The following is a 22783-nucleotide window of genomic DNA, read 5'->3' on the forward strand; positions in this document are numbered from 1 at the left end:
GACGACAACGGTCATTCGGGCGGCGCTGGCGGCGGCCGGGGTGGAAAGCTCGTCCGTGCAATACGTGGAACTGCACGGAACCGGCACGCCCGCAGGAGATCCGGTCGAGGCGACGGCTCTCGGCGAAACCTACGGCGTGCGCCGGCCCGAGGGAGCGTCGTTGGCCGTCGGTTCGGTCAAGACCAATATCGGTCATCTCGAAGGCGCTGCGGGGATTGCGGGTCTGATCAAGACCGCATTGTCGCTGCGGCATCGAGAACTGGTGCCCAGCCTGAACTTTCACACGCCGAATCCGCGGATCCCGCTCGATGAGCTGGGGTTGCGAGTACCGACCGAGCTGGAGCAGTGGCCGGCCGCGCAGCTGCGCCGGGCGGGGCTGTCGTCGTTCGGTATGGGCGGCACGAACGCGCATGCGATCCTGGAGGAAGCGCCCGCGACGACTATGGACGGAGCGGACACGGACACTTCGCGGCCGCTGACGTGGGTGTTGTCGGGACAGAGTCGGGAGGCGTTGCGGGGGCAGGCCGTTCGGTTGCGGGAGTGGTTGGCCGATCGTCCGGAGGTCGGTGCGGCCGAGGTCGGGTATTCGCTGGTCCGTTCGCGCATGCCGTTGGAGTGGCGGGGTGCTGTGGTCGGGCACGACCTCGACGCGATGAGTGCGGGGTTGGCGGCGCTGGTCGATCCAGCTGTGGGCGAGCCCTTTGCGGTGACCGGTCGCGCGGTGTCTCGACGGGCGGTTTTCGTGTTTTCGGGGCATGGGAGTCAGTGGGTGGGGATGGGTGCGGAGTTGTTGGCGGCGGGTGGGGTGTTCGCGGAGTCGATTGCGCAGTGTGAGGCGGCGTTGGCGCCGTTCGTGGATTGGTCGTTGACGGAGGTGCTGCGCGGGGAGGCGGGTGCGGCGGCGCTGGAGCGCGAAGATGTGGTGCAGCCGGTCTTGTTCGCGGTGTCGGTGTCGTTGGCGCGGTTGTGGCAGGCCGGTGGGGTGGAGCCGGCCGCGGTGGTGGGGCATTCGCAAGGCGAAATCGCGGCGGCGGTGGTCGCTGGCGGGTTGTCGCTGGCCGATGGGGCGCGAGTCGTGACGGCGCGATCGCGCATTCTCACGGAGGTGTTGTCGGGGTCAGGGGGTATGGCGTCGGTCGGTTTGACAGCGGACGCGGTGGCCGATCGCCTGGCTGTGTTCGGTGATCGGTTGTCGGTGGCGGCGGTGAATGGACCAGGGCAGACTGTGGTATCGGGCGAGTCGGGTCCGCTGGCCGAGTTTCTCGCCGGATGTGCGGCCGATGGAGTGTGGGCGAAGCAGGTTCCGATCGATTACGCGTCGCATTCGGGGGCCGTGGAACCGATTCGGGACCGCCTGCTGGCCGAGTGGGTGCCGATTCGGCCGAAATCGGGTTCGGTTCCGTTCTTTTCGACCGTGACCGCGGAGTTCGTGGACACGGCGGGGTTGGATGCGGGGTATTGGTATCGGGGGTTGCGGGAGCCGGTCCGGTTCGCCGAAGCGATCGAGGCGCTGATCCGTCTAGAGATGAACGCGTTCGTCGAGGTGAGTCCGCATCCGGTGGTGTCGGTGGCGATCGAGTTGACCGCAGGCTCGGTCGGCAAAGCCGATCAGGTCGCTGTCCTGGGCACACTGCGGCGTGGCCAGGGCGGTCCGGAACACTTCGCCAGCGCACTGGCACACGCGTACTGCGTCGGGATCGACGTGACAGCGGAGGTGTTGGCTGCGCCTGCCGCGCGGGTAGACCTGCCGACTTACGCGTTTCAACGGGGCCAGTGCTGGACGCTTCCCGCGGTCGAGCAGGTAGAGTCCGTGACTGCGGATTCCACTGTGTCGCCGCAACGCACCGTTGCTTCGGCCGAGAGTCGGCGCGCTGTTGTGGCAGGTCCGCTGGCGCCCCGGCTGTTCGCCATTCCCGAGCACGAACGCGAGGCGTTGGTGCTCGCGGTGGTAGTCGAGCAGGCCGCGGCGGTGCTCGGCCACGACTCGCCCGACGCCGTGCATCCCGATCGGCCGTTCACCGCATTCGGGTTCGATTCGTTGAGCGGACAAACGCTGCGGAATCGGCTGGTGACCGCCACCGGTGTGGAGTTGCCGACCACGCTGATATTCGACCATCCGACACCGACCGCGGTGACGCGTCTGGTGCGTGCGCGGCTCGAAGGTGTGAATGTCGGCGTGCGCCGGGTGACGCGCCGCACGCACTCCGACGAACCGATCGCGATCGTCGGTATCGGTTGCCGTTTCCCCGGCGGCGTTGCCTCGGCCGAGGATCTGTGGGACCTCATCGCGGCAGGCCGGGATGCGATCTCGCCGTTTCCGTCCGACCGGGGATGGGACCTCGAGCGACTGTTCGATCCGGATCCGGACAAGCCGGGCACCACCTACGCCAGGGAAGGTGGATTCTTGGCCGATGCGGGCGCTTTCGACGCGGGATTTTTCGGTATCGGTCCGCGTGAGGCGGCCGCGATGGATCCGCAGCAGCGGTTGATGCTGGAAGTCTCTTGGGAAGCGTTGGAGGACGCGGGGATCGACCCTGCTTCGCTGCGTGGCACCGATACGGGCGTGTTCGTCGGTGCGGGCTCGTCTGGTTACTCGCACGGGGTGACCGATGAGTACGAGGCTTTCCGTTTGACCGGAAACTCGCCCAGCGTGGTGTCCGGCCGTGTCGCCTATGTTCTCGGTTTGGAGGGGCCCGCGGTCACCGTCGACACCGCGTGCTCGTCATCGCTGGTCGCGCTGCATCTGGCTTGCCAGACACTGCGCCAGGGTGAGGCGTCCCTGGTATTGGCGGGCGGCGTGAGTGTAGCGGCGAGCCCGAGTCTGTATGTGGAATTCGCGCGCCAACGGGGGTTGGCGGCCGATGGGCGGTGCAAGGCGTTCGCCGCCGCCGCCGACGGCGTGACGTGGTGCGAGGGAGTCGGAGTGCTGGTGGTCGAGCGCCTGTCGGACGCCCGTCGCCGCGGCCACAACGTGCTTGCTGTTGTCCGCGGCAGCGCGATAAATCAGGATGGTGCGAGCAACGGTTTGGCCGCGCCGAACGGTCCGTCGCAGGAGCGGGTGATCGCGGCGGCGTTGGTGAACGCCGGACTCGAGCCGTCGGATGTGGATGCGGTGGAGGCACACGGCACCGGAACGGCATTGGGTGATCCGATCGAGGCGCAGGCCTTGATCGCCACCTATGGACGGGATCGCTCCGGTGCGCAGCCGCTTCGTCTCGGATCGCTGAAGTCGAATATCGGTCACGCGGTCGCCGCTGCGGGCGTGGGTGGCGTGATCAAGATGGTGCAGGCGTTGCGGCACAAGACCCTGCCGAAGACATTGCATGTCGACGCGCCGAGCCCGCATGTGAACTGGTCCGTGGGGGCGGTGCGGCTGTTGACGGAGGCGGAGGCATGGCCGACCGGTGACCGGGTCCGTCGTGTGGGCGTCTCGTCGTTCGGGATCAGCGGCACCAACGCGCATCTGATCCTGGAAGAGGCGCCTTCGCCGGCTCACACCGAATCTGCTGCTGTCGAACGTGATGCAGACGTTCTGTGCTGGACACTATCCGCGGGGAGTCGGGAGGCGTTGCAGGAGCAGGCTGTTCGGTTGCGGGAGTGGTTGCAGTCGCGTGCGGAGGTGGATGCGGCGGATGTGGCGCATTCGTTGTTGCGTCACCGTGCGCGGTTGGAGTGGCGGGCTGCAGTAGTGGGGCGGGAGTTCGCCGAGTTGAAGGCTGGGTTGGCGGGTCTGGCCGCGTCGGCAGCCGCGTCCCCCGAAGGCGTGGACAGTGTGGTGTCCGGTCGTGCTGTGTCGCGTCGGGTGGCGTTTGTGTTTCCGGGGCAGGGGAGTCAGTGGGTGGGGATGGCTGTTGGGTTGTTGAGCGCGGGTGGGGTGTTCGCTGAGGCGATCGCGGAGTGCGAGGCGGCATTGGCGCCGTTTGTGGATTGGTCGTTGACTGCGGTGTTGCGGGGAGAGCCGGGGGCGGCGTCGCTGGACCGGGTGGATGTGGTTCAGCCTGTGCTGTTCGCGATGATGGTGTCGTTGGCGCGGTTATGGCGTGCGAGCGGGGTTGAGCCTGCTGTGGTGGTGGGTCATTCGCAGGGTGAGATTGCGGCGGCTGTGGTCGCGGGCGGGCTTTCGCTATCCGATGGGGCGCGGGTAGTGGCTCTTCGCTCTCAGGTTGTTGCGGAGGAGCTCGCGGGTCGTGGCGGTATGGCATCGGTGAATTCGACCGTTGAGGCCGTCACGAAGCGGTTGGCCGGCTTTGGGGCGAGGCTTTCGGTGGCGGCGGTGAATGGTCCGGCGCAGACGGTGGTGTCGGGGGAAGCGTCGGCCATAGACGAGTTCTTGTCGGCGTGCGCGGCCGACGGAGTGTGGGCGAAGCGAATTCCGGTGAACTATGCATCGCATTCGGGGGCGGTGGAGTCGATCCAGGTTCGGGTATTGGCCGAACTGGATGCGGTGGCGCCGATGTCGGGTTCGGTCCCGTTCTTTTCCACCGTGTTCGCGGATTATGTCGATACCGAGGTGCTGGATGCGGGGTATTGGTATCGGGGGTTGCGTGAGCCGGTGCGGTTCGCGGAGTCGGTCGAGGTGTTGGCGCGGGCGGGGGTGAATGCGTTTATTGAGGTGAGCGCACATCCGGTGTTGACGATGGGGGTGGAGGCGACGGTGGAGGCGATCGGTGTGGCTGATCGCGTGGCTGTGCTCGGCACGTTGAAACGCGATCATGGGGGGCCGGAGCAGGTCTCCACTGCGCTGGCCCAAGCGCATTGTGTGGGTGTGGAGGTTGCACCGGAGGCGTTGGCGCCGGTGGCCTCGCGGGTGAATCTGCCGACATATGCCTTCCAGCATCAGCGGTACTGGTTGCAGCCGGTGGAGGGGTCGGATGTGCGGGGGGCGGGCTTGGAGGATGCGGGGCACCCGTTGTTGGGTGCGCTGGTGCGGTTGCCGGACTCCGACGGGGTGGTGTTGACCGGGCGGTTGTCGTTGGCGACCCACCCGTGGCTGGCCGACCACGCCGTCGCCGGGGTGGTATTGCTGCCCGGCGCCGCTGTGGTGGAGCTGGTGCTGCACGTGGGAACCGTCATGGAATTCCCTCGGCTCGAGGAACTGGTGATCGAAGCGCCGTTGCTGCTGCCGTCCGCAGGCGCAGTCGAGCTGCGTGTGATGGCGGGCGGACCGGATGCGATGAATGCGCGGACGGTGTCGGTGTACTCCCGTGTCGTAAGCGGCGACCCCGGCGACGGAGCGGACGCAGCGGACCCGGCAGGGTGGGTGCGCCATGCGGTCGCGACCGTCACTGTCCAGTCGGACCTGCCGTCGATCGACACCGGCATGGCGGATTGGCCGCCGGTCGGCGCGATGGCGGTGGAGATCGATGATGCCTATGCGGACCTGGCGGCGGTGGGTTACGAGTACGGACCGGCGTTCCGGGGGCTGACCGGCTTGTGGCGGCGTGATGGCGAGGTGTTCGCCGAAGTCGTTCTGCCGGAATCGGTTCGGTCGGAGGTCACGGGATTCGGAGTACACCCGGCATTGTTGGACGCGGCACTGCACGCGGTCTTGATCGGTGGGCTGGTTCCCGTGACGCGGGCTGGTGAGGTTGCCGTCCCGTTCTCGTGGGCCGACGTCTTACTGCACGCGACGGGAGCGACGGCGCTGCGGGTCAGGGCGGTCGCGGCCGGTCCCACGCCAGCAGATGAGCGGATCGCGGTGACACTTGCCGATGCGTCGGGCATGCTCGTGGCCGAGGTAGGGGAGTTGACCCTGCGGCCTTTGTCGACCGATGCGCTCGGCGCGGCGCAGCGTCGGACCGACAGCTCGGGCTACGGCGTCGATTGGGTCCAGCTCCCCGTCCCCGTGGACAGGCACGTCGTGGCCGAAGCCTGGAGCCCAGCCGATGACGGGCAGACTTTCACCATCGCTGACCGCCCAGCCATGGTGCTGCTCCTCGACGATGTGCCGACCGACCGCGATCTTCCTGCGGCGGTGCGGGACTCGGTCACCGCATTGACGGCGCGAGTGCAGCGGCTGCTGCCCCAGGACGGGACCGTCGTCGTGGTGACACGGCAGGCGGTAGCGGTGCATGCCGGTGAACCGGTGGACCTGGCCGCGGCGGCGGTATGGGGTCTGCTGCGCACCGCGCAGAGCGAGAACCCGGACCGGATTCTCCTGGTGGACGTCGACGATCAGGCGGACTATCGGGACGCCGTAGTCCTGGCTTCGGCCCTTGACGGTGAACCCCAGGTGGCGGTGCGCCGTGGGACGGCATACGCGCCCCGGCTCGCGAGCGTGGCGGCCGCAGAGGGCAATGGCTCCTTCAGGCCCGATGGCACTGTGCTGATCACCGGTGGTACCGGGGGGCTCGGCGCGTTGGCCGCGCGGCATCTGGTCACCGAATACGGCGTGCGCAGACTGGTGTTGACGAGCAGGCGCGGCCCGGACGCACCCGGCGCCGCCGGGATCCGGGACGAGCTCAGCGCGCTCGGTGCTCACGTCGATGTGGTCGCGTGCGACGCGGCCGACCGGGCCGCGGTGGATGCGATGGTGGCGGCGATACCGTCGGAGCATCCGCTGACCGGTGTCATCCATGCCGCGGGAGTGCTGGCCGACGGCGTGTTCGCCGCGTTGACGGCGGAGCGGATCGCGCAGGTGCTCCGGCCGAAAGCGGATGCGGCATGGAATCTGCACGAGGCGACCAAAGACCTGGATCTCTCGGCGTTCGTGCTCTATTCCTCGATCACGGGGTTGATCGGTAATCCGGGGCAGGCCAACTATGCCGCTGCCAATGTCTTCCTCGATGCCCTGGCGCAACACCGGCAGGTGTCCGGTCTGCCCGCGACGTCGGTCGCATGGGGGCCGTGGCTGGAGCGCACGGGCATGACCGATGCGGCCGACTTCGCGCGGTTACGGCGACAGGGTTTCGCGCCGCTGAGCGCCGCGGAGGGCATGGCGCTGTTCGACGCGGCATTGGCAAGCGGGCGGTCCGCATTCGTGGCCGCCCGGGTCGACCGGACCGCTCTTACCGAAACAGGTCATGGTGAGTTGCGTGCGATCATGCGCGGACTGACGCCGCCCGCGTATCGCCGGGCGGTCGCGCCCGCGAGCGAGTCGTCGGGTCTGGTGGCGCAGCTGCGGGGCCGTTCGACGGCCGAGCGGGAACAGATCATCGTCGAGATGATTCGGGTCCAGGCAGCGGCTGTTCTTGGTCACGCAGGTGCGGACTCGATCGCCGTGGACAAGCCGTTCAGCGGTATCGGGTTCGATTCGCTCGGCGTCTTGGAGTTCCGCAACCGGCTGGCCGAGGCCACCGGTCTGACGTTGCCGTCGACCTTGATGTACGACCATCCGACCGTGGCGGCGGTGGCGAAGTTGGTGCTGTCCCGGATCGAGCCGACCACGACGGTCGAACCTGTCGAGCGGACTCCGCGCCGGGGGCCGACGGATGAGCCGATCGCCATCGTGGGGATGAGCTGCCGGTTTCCCGGAGGGGTCGGATCTCCGGATGAACTGTGGGATCTCCTTGTTTCCGAAACCGACGCGATCGGCGAGTTCCCTTCGGATCGCGGCTGGGATCTGGAGCACTTGTTCGACGCGAACCCGGATAAACCTGGCACTTCCTACACTCGTCAGGGCGGATTCCTCGCGGGTGCGGGCGATTTCGATGCCGGGTTCTTCGGGATCGGCGCACCGGAGGCGTCCGCGATGGACCCGCAGCAACGTCAGCTGCTGGAAGCATCCTGGGAGGCATTGGAATCCGCGGGCATCGACCCGACGTCGTTGCGCGGCACGGACACCGGAGTGTTCGCCGGAGCGTGCCTCTCGGATTACGCCGATCGGGTGGCCGGGGAGCTCGAGGGATACCGGCTCACCGGTAATACGCAGAGCGTGCTTTCCGGCCGAGTGGCTTATGTCCTCGGTGTGGAGGGGCCTGCCGTCACCGTCGATACCGCCTGCTCGTCGTCGCTGGTGGCTCTGCACCTGGCGTGCCAGGCGCTGCGGCAGGGAGAGAGTTCACTGGTGTTGGCCGGCGGCGTGACGGTCATGGCCAGTCCCGGCCTGTACATCGATTTCGCACGTCAGCGAGGTCTTTCGCCGGACGGGCGGTGCAAGGCGTTTTCCGCCGCGGCCGATGGCGTCGCGTTTTCGGAGGGCGTTGGCATGCTGGTGCTCGAGCGGTTGTCGGACGCGCAGCGGCTGGGTCATGACGTGTTGGCTCTGGTGCGCGGGACCGCGGTGAATCAGGACGGTGCGAGCAACGGTCTGACGGCGCCGAATGGTCCGTCACAGGAGCGGGTGATCGCGGCGGCGTTGACGAATGCCGGGTTGGAGCCCTCGGATGTGGATGCGGTGGAGGCGCACGGCACCGGGACGACATTGGGCGATCCGATCGAGGCGCAGGCACTGATCGCCGCATACGGGCAGAATCGACCGGATCGACCGCTGCGAATCGGGTCGGTGAAGTCGAATATGGGCCACACCGTCGCCGCGGCAGGCGTCGCGGGCGTGATCAAGATGGTGCAGGCACTTCGGCACGAAACCCTGCCGAAGACACTCCATGTCGACGCGCCGAGCCCGCATGTGGAGTGGTCGGCGGGCGAGGTCGAGTTACTGACCGAGGACACACCGTGGCTACGCAACACACACATTCGCCGAGCAGGCGTGTCCTCGTTCGGCATCAGCGGCACCAACGCCCACGCCATCTTGGAAGAAGCACCTGTTCCTCGAGTTCCGAGCCCGCGGCCCGCGTCCGCAGACCACCCCGGCCGTTCCGTGGCCGTTCCGTGGCTGGTGTCGGCGAGTTCCGAATCGGGCCTACGCGCCCAAGCGGATCGACTGCGGCAGTGGGCGATCGACAATCCTGACGCGGACCCGTGGAATGTCGCGTACTCCTTGGAGACGTCACGGGCCCTGCTCGACTGCCGCGGAGCCGTCATCGGGCGTGATCGTGACGAACTGCTGGCCGGTCTGACCGCGTTGGCGACGGGGGCGCCAGGGGCGATCGCAGCGAAAGCGGGTTCGGGCAAGACCGCGTTTCTGTTCACCGGGCAGGGGGCGCAGCGTGCTGGCATGGGCGCGGGGTTGTACGCGGCATTCGAGGTGTTCGCGTCAGCGTTCGACGAGGTGTGCGCCCAGGTCGATCCGCTGCTCGGCGTGTCGTTGAAGGAGTTGATGTTCGCCGAGGACAATGCGGCCCCCAGCGATGGAGCAAGCGGTCGCGCGGCAACACTGTTGGATCGAACGGAGTTCACGCAGCCGGCGTTGTTCGCGTACGAGGTGTCGTTGTTCCGGTTGCTGGAGTCGTTCGGTGTGGTGCCGGACATGCTGATCGGGCATTCGATCGGTGAGTTGGCCGCCGCATACGTGGCGGGGGTGTGGTCGTTGGCGGATGTGTGCGCCCTGGTGGTGGCGCGTGGTCGGTTGATGGGGGCGCTGCCGGGGGGTGGGGCGATGCTGGCGGTGGCGGTGGCGGAGGATCGTGCGGCCACTGTGGCGGCCGAGTTCGACGGCCAGGTGTCGTTGGCTGCGGTGAACGGTCCGTCATCGGTGGTGTTGTCCGGCGATGTGTTCGCGATCGCCGAGATCGAGGACGCGTTTGCCGTGGCGGGCGTGAAAACTTCCCGGTTGCGGGTGAGTCATGCGTTTCATTCGGTGTTGATGCAGCCGATGCTCGATGAGTTCCGCGCTATGGCCGAAGGTGTGACGTATCAGCGGCCGAGTGTCCCGATCGTGTCGAATGTGACCGGCGCTGTTGTCGGTGTGGAGTTGACCGATCCAGGGTATTGGGTGGAGCAGGTACGTGGTTGTGTGCGGTTCGGGCCCGGAATCGACGCGGTGGTCGAGGCGGGGGTGCGGCGGTTCGTGGAGATCGGGCCGGATGCGGTGCTGTCGGCGATGATTCGGCAGAGTCTGGCCGAGACTCCGGATGTCGAGGCCGAATCGTTGGTCGTCGCGGCTGCCCGGCGTTCGGTCGAGGAGTCGACCCAGTTCGTATCGGCGCTGACGCAAGCCCATGTGGTGGGTGTCGGTGTGAACTGGACGCGGCTGTTCGAGGGTCGTGCTGTGTCGCGGCTTGCGTTGCCCACCTATGCGTTTCAGCGCCAGAGGTACTGGCTGCAGCCGATCGGTGTGGCGGATGTGCGGCAGTCGGATATGGATAATAATGCGACCGACAGCGTCGGCTACGGCGAGACAAGCCGGGCGCCGCACCTGATGGCCCAGCTGGCGGGCGCCTCGCAAGACGAGCAGGATCGCCTCATCCTCGACGTGATCGGCACTCAGGTCGAGGCTGTCCTGGGACACGCGAGTGCGGACGTGATCGCCTCGCGCCAGCCGTTCACAGATCTCGGGTTCGATTCGCTCGGCGTGATGGAATTCCGCAAACGGCTCCAATCCGCAGTCGGCGTGCAGTTGTCCGCGACCGCGCTGTACGACTACCCCACCCCGGCGGAATTGGCCGGCTTCCTCCGCAGGCAGATCGCCGCCATCGACAGCCCCGCGGAAAGCGCCGTAGCCGAAGATCTTGCCCGACTGGAGGCGATGGTCGACCGCGTTCTCGCCGCGGCGGGCGACGACTCTGCGGCCGTCACCCGACTACGCGGCATCAGCAACCGTCTGCGGTCTCACCTCGGTGACCGGCGGCAGAGCGGCGAAAACGACTACCTGGCTGCGCATTCCGGCAGCGAGCTATTGGATCTGCTTGACGAGGAGTTTGGTCGGCCATGAGTATCGAGGAACGACTCACCCAGACGCTGCGGAAGTTCGCCGGCGACCTGCGTGCTGCCAATCGGCAGATCGAGGAGCTGGAGGAGCGTGCGCGGGAGCCGATTGCCATTGTCGGGATGAGCTGCCGGTATCCGGGTGGTGTGGATTCCCCGGCGCGCCTGTGGGATCTGGTCGCCTCCGGTACCGATGCGATCGCGGACTATCCGTCCGACCGGGGGTGGGATCTGGAGCGGTTGTTCAACCCGGATCCGGATGCGCCGGGCACGGTCTACACCCGGCAAGGCGGGTTCCTCGACTCCATCGGCGATTTCGACCCCGGCTTTTTCGGAATCAGTCCGCGGGAAGCCGCGGCGATGGATCCCCAGCAGCGTCTGATGTTGGAGGCGGTGTGGGAGGCATTGGAGGACGCAGGGATCGACCCGGAATCGTTGCGTGGCAGCGACACCGGGGTCTTCGCCGGTGTCAACCACCAGTATTACGGTCACCGCATCGGCTCCCCGAGCATCACCGCCGAGACGGAAGGCCATGCCTATCTCGGTGTCCAGAACAGCGTGGTGTCCGGCCGGATCTCCTACACGTTCGGCTTCAAAGGCCCGACCGTGTCGGTCGACACCGCATGCTCGTCCTCACTGGTGGCATTGCATCTGGCGTGCCAGGCGTTGCGGCACGGCGAGGCCACACTCGCCCTGGCCGGCGGTGTCACCGTGATGTCGGATCCGTCTCTGTTGATCACGTTTGCGCGTCAGCGCGCATTGTCGTCGGATGGGCGGTGCAAGGCGTTCGCGGCGGCCGCCGACGGAACCGGCTTTTCCGAGGGGCTCGGGGTGCTGGTGCTGGAGCGGCTGTCGGACGCACGGAGACTCGGTCACTCCGTCCTGGCGGTGGTGCGTGGCAGTGCGGTGAACCATGATGGTGCGAGCAACGGGTTGACCGCGCCGAACGGCCCATCGCAGGAACGCGTCATCGAGCAGGCATTGTCGAATGCCGGTCTGGAGCCGTCGGATATCGACGCGGTGGAGGCGCATGGCACCGGCACGATGCTGGGGGACCCGATCGAGGCGTCGGCGTTGATCGGTGTTTATGGCATGCGGCGTGCGGATGGGCCGCTGCGGGTGGGTTCGGTGAAATCGAATATCGGTCATACGTCGGCTGCGGCGGGGGTGGGGGGCGTGATCAAGATGGTGCAGGCCATGCGCCATTCCCTTCTTCCGAAGACACTGCATGTGGATGCGCCCACGCCTCATGTGGATTGGTCGGCGGGCACGGTGCAACTGCTGCAGGACAGCGAGCCGTGGCCCGCCGGAGAACGTATCCGGCGCGCGGGTGTGTCGTCGTTCGGGGCCAGTGGTACCAACGCCCACCTCATCCTCGAGGAGGCGCCCGCAGATCCGGTCACCGAGGCCCGCGTCGGTAATCCGGAGGCGATCGATTTCGAGGAGACGGTTGCTGCGCAAGCCGCCAGGTCGAATGTCGTTCCGCTACTGGTATCGGCCAAGTCCGGCGAGGCGCTGCGCGCGCAGGCAGATCGGTTGCGGCGGTGGTTGATCGGTAATCCCGACCTGGACGCGTGGGATGTCGGATATTCCTTGGCGACGTCGCGCGCTCAGTTGGACTGGCGCGGCGCGGTCATGGGGCGCGACCGAGAGCAGTTGCTGACGGGTCTGGCAGCCCTTGCCGACGGTACGGACACGCACCGCGTCGGTGTGGTTCGCGGTAGCGTCGGCTCGGGACGGACGGCGTTCCTGTTCACCGGTCAGGGCGCGCAGCAGCCGGGCATGGGTAAGCAACTGTATGCGGCGTTTCCGGTGTTCGCGGCAGCGCTGGATGAGGTCTGCGCCGTGTTGGATCGGCTTCTCGACCGGGGCCACTCTTCGCCCGACCACCACCCCTCGAGCAGCTTCGCGCTGTCGTTGAAGGATGTGATGTTCGCCGAGGATGGTGTGGTGCCCGGCGAGGGAGCGAGCAGTCGCGAGTCGATACTGCTGGATCGCACGGAGTTCACGCAGCCGGCGTTGTTCGCGTTCGAAGTGGCGCTGTACCGGCTCGTCGAGTCGTTCGGCCTGCGTCCGGATGTGCTGCTCGGGCATTCCATCGGTGAGCTGGTGGCGGCATATGTGGCGGGTGTGTGGTCGCTCGAGGATGCGTGTGCGCTGGTGGCCGCGCGTGGGCGGTTGATGGGTGCATTACCGGCGGGTGGGGCCATGTTGGCGGCGGCGCTGTCGGAGGATCGTACGGCCGCGGTGCTTTCCGAGTACGGGGAGCGGGTATCGATTGCTGCGGTGAATGGTCCGTCGTCGGTGGTGTTGTCCGGGGATGTGGAGGGTGTCGAGGAGATTGCGGGTCGACTGGCAGCTGAGGGGGTGAAGACTTCTCGGTTGCGGGTCGGTCATGCATTCCATTCGGTGTTGATGGAGCCGATGCTGGACGAGTTCCGCGTAGTGGCCGAAGCGTTGACCTACCACCAGCCGACCGTTCCGGTCGTGTCGAATGTGTCCGGCGCCGTCGTCGATGGTGAGTTGACCGATCCGTCGTACTGGGTACGTCAGGTGCGGGCGGCCGTGCGGTTCGCTCCAGGTGTTCAGGTGCTGGCCGCGACCGGAGTTCGGCGGTTCTTCGAGCTCGGCCCGGATGCCGTCTTGGCGGCGATGACTCGCGAGTGTCTGTCCGAGGAGCCCGATGTCGAGACACGGTCGGTGGTGGCCGCTGCCGGACGCCGCGGCGAAGACGAGGCCGCCCGATTCACCGCATTCCTCGCCGCCGCCCACACGGCGGGACTCGAGGTTGAGTGGCGGTCCACGTACGCGGGCCGGTCCATACGTCGAGTTCCGTTGCCAACCTATGCATTCCAACGTCGACGGTATTGGGTACCGGCCACCGACGGCTTCGGCGATGTGAGTCGTGCCGGTCTGTTGTCGATCGACCACCCCATGCTGGGTGCGGCCGTCGCAATCGCCGATAAGGACGAGTGGCTTTTCACCGGGCGGATTTCGACGGCATTGCAAACGTGGATTGCCGACCACAAGGTATTCGACACGGTATTGCTGCCGGGTACGGGTTTCGTCGAACTGGCCCTGGCGGCCGGTGCTCGATTGGGCTTCCAGATTGTAGACGAGCTGGTCTTGGAAGCGCCGCTGCGGTTGGATGACCGGGCCGCGATCGACGTACAGGTCGCTGTCGAAGCACCGGATGACGACGGGCGCCGACGGTTCGTCGTAGCGTCCAGGGCGGTCGACGAACCGTCCACGGGAGCGAGCGGAATTACGCACGCGCGCGGCATCTTTGCTCCCGGCCTAGCGATCGATGTTCCGGCGTCCGATAACGCCGCTGTGCCGGCAGCGGAAGACGACGTGACGCCTGGCGACACGATGTACGACCGATTGGCCGCGCGCGGACTCGATTACGGACCCGCGTTCCAAGGTGTGACTCGCCTGTGGCGCGACGGCGGCGACGTCGTGGCCGATGTGCGGTTGCCTGCCGAGGTCGGTGCGGACGCTCCTCGGTTCGGCATCCATCCCGCGTTGCTGGACTCCACATTGCATGCCGCTGGGGAGGTGCTGACCGCGGACCTGCCGCAGGATCAGGCGCCGCTGCCGTTCTCGTTCACCGGCGTGCGGTTGTACCGCCGCGGGGTGGCGGCCGTGCAGGCGAGGATTCGGCGAAGCGGAGCCGACAGTGTGCGGGTCGAGCTCGGCGACGACGCTGGTGCTCTTGTGTTGACCGTCGAGGCGCTACAGGCGCGCGCGGTGAACAGTCAGGCATTGAACGATGGTCGATCCGCCGGTCGCCATCGGCTCTACGACGTTGAGTGGAGTGCCGTCGAATCGCGCCCACAGGTTGGTACGAGTATTGGGCGGGTCGCGGTCGTGGGCTCGACGCCGGCACCCGGGTTCGAAGCGAGGTACCCGGACATGGCCGCGCTGGCCGAGATCGCCGGGGACAATGGTCCGGACACGAGCGATGGCGCGGACGGGTCGAGCATCGACGTCGTGGTGTGGTTCGTCGATGACACCGACCCGTCTTCGGCCGGTGGTGGATCATTGTCTATCTCCGCCGAAGTCGGATCATTGTCTGCGGAGGCCGTGCGGCGACGCGTGCACACGGTGCTGGCGACGATTCGATCGTGGTTACGTCTTCCCGTAGCGGCCGATGCGCCGCTGGTTGTGGTGACGCGCAATGGAGCGGGTCTTCCGGGCGAGGATACCGATTTGGCGGCGGCGGCCACGTGGGGTTTGCTGCGTAGTGCTCAGTCGGAGAATCCCGGTCGGATTGTCTTGCTGGACAACGACAGCGACGGCGAGGTGACTCCCGAACTGATATCGGCGGTAGTCCGGTCCGACGAGGTCCAGCTTGCGGTGCGTGCGGGTGTGTTGCTGGCGCCGCGGCTGGCTCGCCGCGGCGGGTCAGCCGCCGGGTCAACCATCGCCTGCGGCTCGGGTGCGGTGCTGATCACCGGTGGCACCAGCGGATTGGGCGCGCTGGTGGCGCGGCACCTGGTCGAGGCGCATGGAACGCGTGATCTGGTGTTGGTGTCCCGGCGCGGTGAGCGGACCGACGGTGTCGCCGAACTTGTGGCCGAGTTGTCCGAGCTCGGGGCTCGAACGCGGGTGCTGGCCTGTGATGTGAGCGATCGCGCCGCCGTCGCGACGATGCTCGACGACATCTCCGATGGTCCCGCGCTGACGGCCGTCATCCACGCGGCGGGCGTCGTGTCCGACGGCACCGTCGACACGCTCACGCCCGATCAGGTCGACCAGGTGCTCGCACCGAAGGTCGACGCGGCGCTGAATTTGCACGAACTCACTGTCGATCACGACCTGTCTGCGTTCGTCATGTTCTCTTCGGCCGCGGCGATTCTCGGATCGGCGGGTCAGGGTAACTATGCGGCGGCGAACTCGGTTCTGGACGCGTTGGCGCGGCGGCGTGTTCAGGCGGGCTTGCCCGCGCTTTCGGTGGCCTGGGGTCCGTGGACCCAAGACATCGGTATGACGGCCGAATTGGGCGCGGCCGGAGTCGACAGACTGTCGCGCATGGGCTTTCGCCCGCTTACCAGATCCGACGGGCTTGCGCTCTTCGACCTGGCAGGCGGCGCGGACGCACCGTTCGTCGCCGCGATCGACTTCGATATGGCGGTATTGGCCGTTCAGGCTCGCGCCGGCCTGTTGCCGGACCCGTTGCGATCGTTGGTGTCCGCGCAGCGCCGGGCCAGCAGCGGTGGTGAGGACCTGACAATGCGGTTGGCGGCGGCGCCGGACAAGCACGACGCGATCGTTCTCGACTTCGTGCGTGGGCAGGTCGCAGAGGTGCTGGGGCACGCCGCCGGCGAATTCATCGACGTCGAGAAGCCTTTCAGCGAAATGGGTTTCGATTCACTGAGCGCGGTGGAGTTCCGCAACCGACTCGCCGGCTCCACCGGTTTGCGGTTGCCCGCCAGCCTCGTCTTCGACCATCCCACCACCCGGGCGGTGGCGGCGTTCATCCGGTCCCGGATCGAGGACACACCTGGTGCCAAGCAGCCGAAGAAGCCGACGCGTCGAGTGCGAGGCGATGAGCCGATCGCGATCGTGGGGATGGCCTGCCGGTATCCGGGCGGTGTCGAATCCCCGGACGATCTGTGGGATCTGGTGTCATCGGGAACGGATGTCATCAGCGAGTTTCCCTCCGATCGCGGTTGGCCGCTGGAAAGCCTGTACCACCCGGACCCGGACCACCCGGGTACCTCCTACACCCGAGAAGGCGGTTTCCTCCACAACGCGGCCGATTTCGACGCGGGCTTCTTCGGGATCGGTCCGCGTGAGGCGGCGGCGATGGATCCGCAGCAGCGGTTGCTGTTGGAGGTGTCGTGGGAGGCGTTGGAGCATGCGGGGATAGATCCGACGTCGTTGCGGGGCAGCGATGCCGGCGTCTACATGGGACGGATGTACCAGGACTATGAGGACGTGGTGCGCAAGGCCGGGCCCGAGGTCGAAGGGTATATCGGGACCGGCGTCACCGGGAGCGCGGTGTCCGGACGGTTGTCGTATGCATTCGGTCTGGAAGGGCCTGCGATCTCGGTGGACACCGCGTGTTCCTCGTCGCTGGTCGCATTGCATATGGCCTGCCAGGCGCTGCGCCAGGGGGAGAGTTCGCTGGCATTGGTGGGCGGCGTGACGGTGATGTCCACGCCGTTGATCTTCGTGGATTTCTCCCGGCAGCGCGGACTGGCACCGGACGGTCGATGCAAATCGTTTTCGGCCGCCGCCGACGGAACGGCCTGGTCGGAGGGCGCGGGAGTTCTCGTCGTGGAACGCCTGTCGGATGCACAACGCCTGGGCCACAACGTCCTTGCCGTGGTACGCGGTACTGCCGTCAACCAGGACGGTGCCAGTAACGGCTTGGCCGCGCCGAACGGTCCGGCGCAGGAGCGGGTGATTGCGGCGGCGTTGGCCGACGCGGGATTGGCGCCGGCCGATGTGGATGCGGTGGAGGCGCATGGGACCGGAACGACGTTGGGGGATCCGATCGAGGCACAGGCGTTGCTGGCCGCTTATGGGCAGGATCGGGCGGAGCCGCTGCGTGTGGGTGCGTTGAAGTCGAATACCGGTCATACGCAGGCGGCTGCCGGGGTGGGGGGTGTGATCAAGATGGTGCAGGCGATGCGGCACGAGATGCTGCCGAAGATCGTGCACTTCGATGCGCCGAGCCCGCACGTGGATTGGTCGGCCGGCAGCATCCGCCTGTTGGTCGAGCCCGAGCCCTGGCCGACCGGTCGTCGGGTACGGCGCGCAGGAGTGTCGTCGTTCGGAATCAGCGGCACGAACGCGCATGCGATCCTCGAGGAAGCACCGACACCACCATCGCCGGTCGCGCCTGGCTCTGCCGGGGCGGCCGTCGACATTGATGTCGCTGCGGTGCCGTTGGTGGTGTCGGCGAAGTCGGCGCAGGGGTTGCGGGGGCAGGCGAGCCGGTTACGGGCATGGTTGGTTGAGCGTCCAGATGCGGACGTGTGGGCGGTGGCGCGGTCGTTGCTGGACTCGCGGGCGTTGCTTGATCGACGGGGTGTCGTCCTCGGGCGCGACCGCGGCGAGTTGCTCGCCGGCTTGGCCGCGCTTGCGTCAGGTGCATCGACCGCAGGCGTGGTAGATGGCATCGCCGGGGCGGGGAAAACGGCTTTCCTGTTCACCGGTCAAGGGGCGCAGCGAGCAGGCATGGGCGCGGACCTGTACCGGGCGTTCCCGGTGTTTGCTGCGGCATTGGACGAGATCTGCGCAGCGTTCGACAGTCTGCTCGGAAGGCCGTTGCAGGAGGTCATGTTCGCCGATGCTGTTTTCGATGGTCGGCTCCAGGCGGGCTCCGAAGGGCTCGTGGATCGCACGGAGTTCACACAGCCGGCGTTGTTCGCATTCGAGGTGGCGCTGTTCCGGCTGCTGGAGTGGTTCGGGCTCACACCGGATGTGGTCGCGGGGCATTCGATCGGCGAGCTCGCTGCCGCGTATGTGGCAGGGGTGTGGTCGCTCGAGGACGCGTGCGCGCTGGTGGCGGCGCGAGGCAGGCTGATGGGGGCACTGCCGGAAGGCGGGGCGATGCTCGCGGCAGCCGTCTCCGAGGACCGAGCGCACGCCATGGTGGCCGACTTCGGGGGCAGGTTGTCGGTCGCGGCGGTCAACGGTCCGGAGGCCGTGGTGTTGTCCGGTGACGTGGATGCCGTCGAAGAGGTCCAGCGACAACTCACTGTCGCGGTAGTGAAGACCAATCGGTTGCGGGTCAGTCATGCGTTCCATTCGGCGCGGATGGAGCCGATGCTCGACGAGTTCCGTGCAGTGGCAGTGGGGTTGACCTATCGGGAGCCGTTGTTGCCGATCGTGTCGAACGTGACCGGTGAGGTGGCCGATGGTGCGTTGACCGATCCGGAGTACTGGGTGCGTCAGGTTCGGGCGTCGGTGCGGTTCGCTCCGGGAGTGCGGGCGTTGGTCGCAGCCGGGGTACGACGGTTCCTGGAGGTGGGCCCTGACGCCGTTCTGGCCGCAATGACCAGCCAGTGTCTGGCGCTCGAGCCCGAGATCGAGACCCGGGTCGTGGTGGCTGCCACCGCCCGGCGCGGCGCTGACGAGGTCGTGCAGTTCACCACCTTCCTGGCCACCGCGCACGTTGCCGGACTCACGGTGGACTGGAGTCGCATGTACGCGGGACGGTCGCCGCATCGAATTTCCTTGCCGACCTATGCATTCCAACGCCAGCGGTACTGGCCACAGCCGATCGACGGCGTCGGTGATGTGGGGCGTGCGGGTCTGATGCCGATCGTCCACCCCTTGCTCGGGGCGGCGATCTCCCTGGCGGGTAAGGACGAGTGGTTGTTCACCGGCCGGCTTTCGACGGCAGTGCATCCGTGGATTGCCGATCACATGGTATTCGGCGCGGTGTTGTTTCCGGGAACGGGTTTCGTGGAGCTGGCGTTCGCGGTCGGTGCCCGGTTGGGCGTCGAGATCGTCGAGGAACTTGCTCTGGAAGCGCCGCTGCGGATCACCGCCGAAACCGAGGCCGACATCCAGGTCACTGTCGAAGCGCCTGATGACGACGGACGGCGGCCGTTTGTCGTGGCCTCGCGGACAGTCGACGGACAGTCGGAGGGCTCGAGCGGGATCACGCATGCGCGTGGCATTCTGGCGCCCGGCTCGGCCATGGATGCTCCGGTGTACGACCTGGACCTGTCGCAGGACGATGCGACGCCTGGCGACGTGATGTACGACCGCCTGGCCGCGCGCGGGCTCGATTACGGGCTCGCGTTCCGGGGAGTGGATCGCCTGTGGCGGGACGGCAGCGGTGATGTCCTGGCGGAGGTGCGGTTACCTGACGAGATGGCGACGGCGGGTGCCCGGTTCGGCATCCATCCCGCGCTGTTGGATGCCGGGTTGCATGCCGCGGTACAGGAGATGGCGGACGGCTTCGCGACCGACCAGGTGCCGCTGCCGTTCTCTTTCAACGGTGTCCGGTTGTATCGTCCCGGGACAACGGCCGTGCAGGCCCGGATCCGACGGATCGGAGCCGAGAGCATCATGCTCGAGCTCGGCGACGACACCGGTGCTCTGGTGTTGACTGTCGAGTCACTGCAGGCGCGTCCGGTGAACAGCCAAGCGCTGGGCGCCGCTCGGCACCGGCTCTACGAGGTGCAGTGGCACACGGTCACGCCCCGCAGTGCGGACACCGTCCGGGATGTACTGGTGTGGTCCGACCGCGAGTCGTCACCTTTCGACCGCGAGTCGTCGGATTCAGCTTCCGTGTCGTCGGTTGTGAACGGTGAGCCGTCGGTTTCGGCCGACGCTGTGCGCAGTCGGGTGCACACGGTGCTGACAACAGTGCAGTCGTGGTTGCGGCGCCCCGCAACAGAGCAACGACTGGTGGTGGTGACATGCAATGGCGCGGGTCTGCCGGGAGAGAATCCCGAACTGGCCGCGGCGGCCACCTGGGGCTTGCTGCGCAGCGCGCAATCGGAGAACCCCGGTCGAATAGTCCTGCTGGACGTCGATAGCGATGGCGAGGTGACCCCGGAACTGATCGCCGAGGCCGTGGCCACCGAGGAGGCGCAGCTGGCGGTGCGCGCGGGTGCACTGCTGGCGCCACAGCTGGTGCCCTGCGAAGCACCGGCGGCCGGGCCGGTCGAGAGGCGGGCGAGCGGCGCGAAGCGTCTCGATGCGGGGTGGTGGTCGGGTGACGGGTGGGCGGACGGCTCGGGTGCGGTGTTGATCACCGGTGGCACCGGCGGTTTGGGTGCGGTGGTGGCGCGTCATCTGGTCGCTACGCATGGGGTGCGTGAGTTGGTGTTGGTGTCTCGGCGTGGTGAGCGGGCCGACGGCGTTCTGGAACTGGTGGCCGAGCTGTCCGAGCTCGGGGCTCGAACCCGAGTACTGTCCTGCGATGTCAGCGATCGTGCTGCCGTGGCGAGGATGCTGGACGATATCTCCGACGGCCCCGCGCTGACGGCTGTTGTCCATGCGGCGGGTGTGCTGGCTGACGGCACCGTCGACACCCTCACGCCCGAGCAGGTCGATCGGGTGCTCGCGGCGAAAGTCGATGCGGCGCTGAACCTGCATGAACTCACAGTGGAACGGGACTTGTCGGCGTTCGTGTTGTTCTCGTCGGCTGCGGCGGTGCTCGGATCGCCGGGGCAAGGCAATTACGCGGCGGCGAACTCGGTGCTGGACGCGCTGGCGCGGCGCCGGGTCCACACGGGCCTGCCCGCCGTATCCGTGGCATGGGGTCCATGGAGTTCAGGCAGCGGAATGACGGCCGATATCGGCGCTGCTGCGGTAGAGCGGCTGTCCCGCAATGGCTTTCGGCCATTGGCCGAAGGCGACGGGCTCGCACTTCTGGATCTGGCGGGTGGGGTGGACGCGCCGTGTGTCGTTGCGATGGACGTTGATATCGCGGCATTGTCCGCACAGGCTCGTTCGGGTCTGTTGCCCAGTGTGCTGCAGTCGCTGGTGCCGTTGCCTCGTCGCGCGGGCAGTGGTGGCGCAGACCCCGGATCGAAAGCGGCTCCGGGGCGGGTGCTTGCGACGCGGTTGGCGTCTCTAGCGCCGGACAGACACGACGCGGTTGTGCTGGAGTTCGTGCGCGATCAGGTTGCCACGGTATTGGGTCATGTGTCGGGTGACCTGGTCGATGTCGATCTGCCGTTCAGTGACATGGGTTTCGATTCGTTGGGCGCGGTGGAATTCCGCAACCGGCTCGGCGCAACCACCGGTCTCCGGCTGCCGTCGACCCTCGTCTTCGACCACCCCACCACCCGGGCGGTGGCGACGTTCATCCAGTCCCGAGTCGGGGACGCCCCCGATGGGCGGCGGCAGAAGAAGCCGGCGCGTCGGGTGCGAGCCGATGAGCCGATCGCGATTGTGGGAATGGCCTGCCGCTATCCCGGCGGCGCGGCGTCCGCGGACGACCTGTGGAATCTGGTGCTGTCGGGAACCGATGCGATCAGTGAGTTCCCGTCGGATCGGGGTTGGGATCTGAAACGCCTGATTGATCCGGATCCTGAACGTTCGGGCACGTCCTATGTCCGGGAGGGCGGGTTCTTGCAGAATGCGGCCGATTTCGACGCGGGCTTCTTCGGAATCGGCCCCCGTGAGGCCACTGCGATGGATCCGCAGCAACGGTTGCTGTTGGAAGTGTCGTGGGAGGCCCTGGAGCATGCGGGGATCGACCCGACGTCGTTGCGGGGCAGCGACACCGGTGTCTACACCGGAGCGATGTACCAGGACTACGCGGCTTTGGCACGTATGGCCGGGCCCGAGGCCGAGGGGTACGCCGTGACCGGTGTCATGGGGAGTGTGGTGTCGGGGCGGGTGGCCTATGCGCTGGGCTTGGAGGGGCCTGCGATGACGGTGGACACCGCGTGTTCGTCATCGCTGGTGGCGTTGCATACGGCATGTCGGGCGCTGCGTCAGGGGGAAAGTTCCCTGGCACTGGTAGGTGGTGCGACGGTCATGGCCACGCCGATGGTCTTCGTGGAGTTCTCTCGGCAGCGTGGTTTGGCTCGGGATGGTCGGTGTAAGCCGTTTTCGGCGGCCGCCGACGGAATTACCTGGTCGGAGGGGGCGGCGATGGTGGTGGTGGAACGGCTGTCGGATGCACAACGTCTGGGTCACACCGTGTTGGCAGTGGTGCGTGGTACTGCGGTCAATCAGGACGGTGCGAGTAATGGTTTGACCGCCCCGCATGGTCCGTCCCAGGAGCGGGTGATCGCGGCAGCGTTGGCGGATGCGGGCTTGCGTCCGGAGGACGTGGATGCGGTAGAGGCGCATGGGACCGGAACGGCGTTGGGTGATCCGATCGAGGCGCAGGCGTTGCTGGCCGCTTATGCACAGGATCGGTCCAAGCCGTTGTATCTCGGGTCGTTGAAGTCGAATATCGGGCACTCGCAAGCCGCGGCGGGTGTGGGTGGTCTGATCAAGATGGTGCAGGCGTTGCGCCACGAAACTCTGCCGAAGACGTTGCATGTCGACGCCCCGAGCCCGCATGTGGATTGGTCGGCGGGGTCGGTGCGGTTGCTGACCGAGGCGGAGCCCTGGCCTGTGGGTGAGCGGGTGCGTCGTGCGGGCG

The 22783-nt window shown here is 67.1% G+C and carries 1 protein-coding gene and 1 pseudogene; both read left to right on the plus strand.

Features of this window, described 5'->3' with window-relative positions:
• Positions 1-13 precede the first annotated feature (13 nt).
• A pseudogene (locus AB4Z47_RS29220) lies at positions 14-10441 on the plus strand (SDR family NAD(P)-dependent oxidoreductase); the annotation flags it as partial.
• 266 nt (positions 10442-10707) lie between these two features.
• Positions 10708-22783, plus strand: a 12076-nt coding sequence (locus AB4Z47_RS29225; protein WP_441955687.1) for an SDR family NAD(P)-dependent oxidoreductase, incomplete at its 3' end; no start/stop codon positions are given.

This window comes from Nocardia sp. 2TAF39 (assembly GCF_052114905.1).
In the GTDB taxonomy this organism is placed as follows: Bacteria; Actinomycetota; Actinomycetes; order Mycobacteriales; family Mycobacteriaceae; genus Nocardia.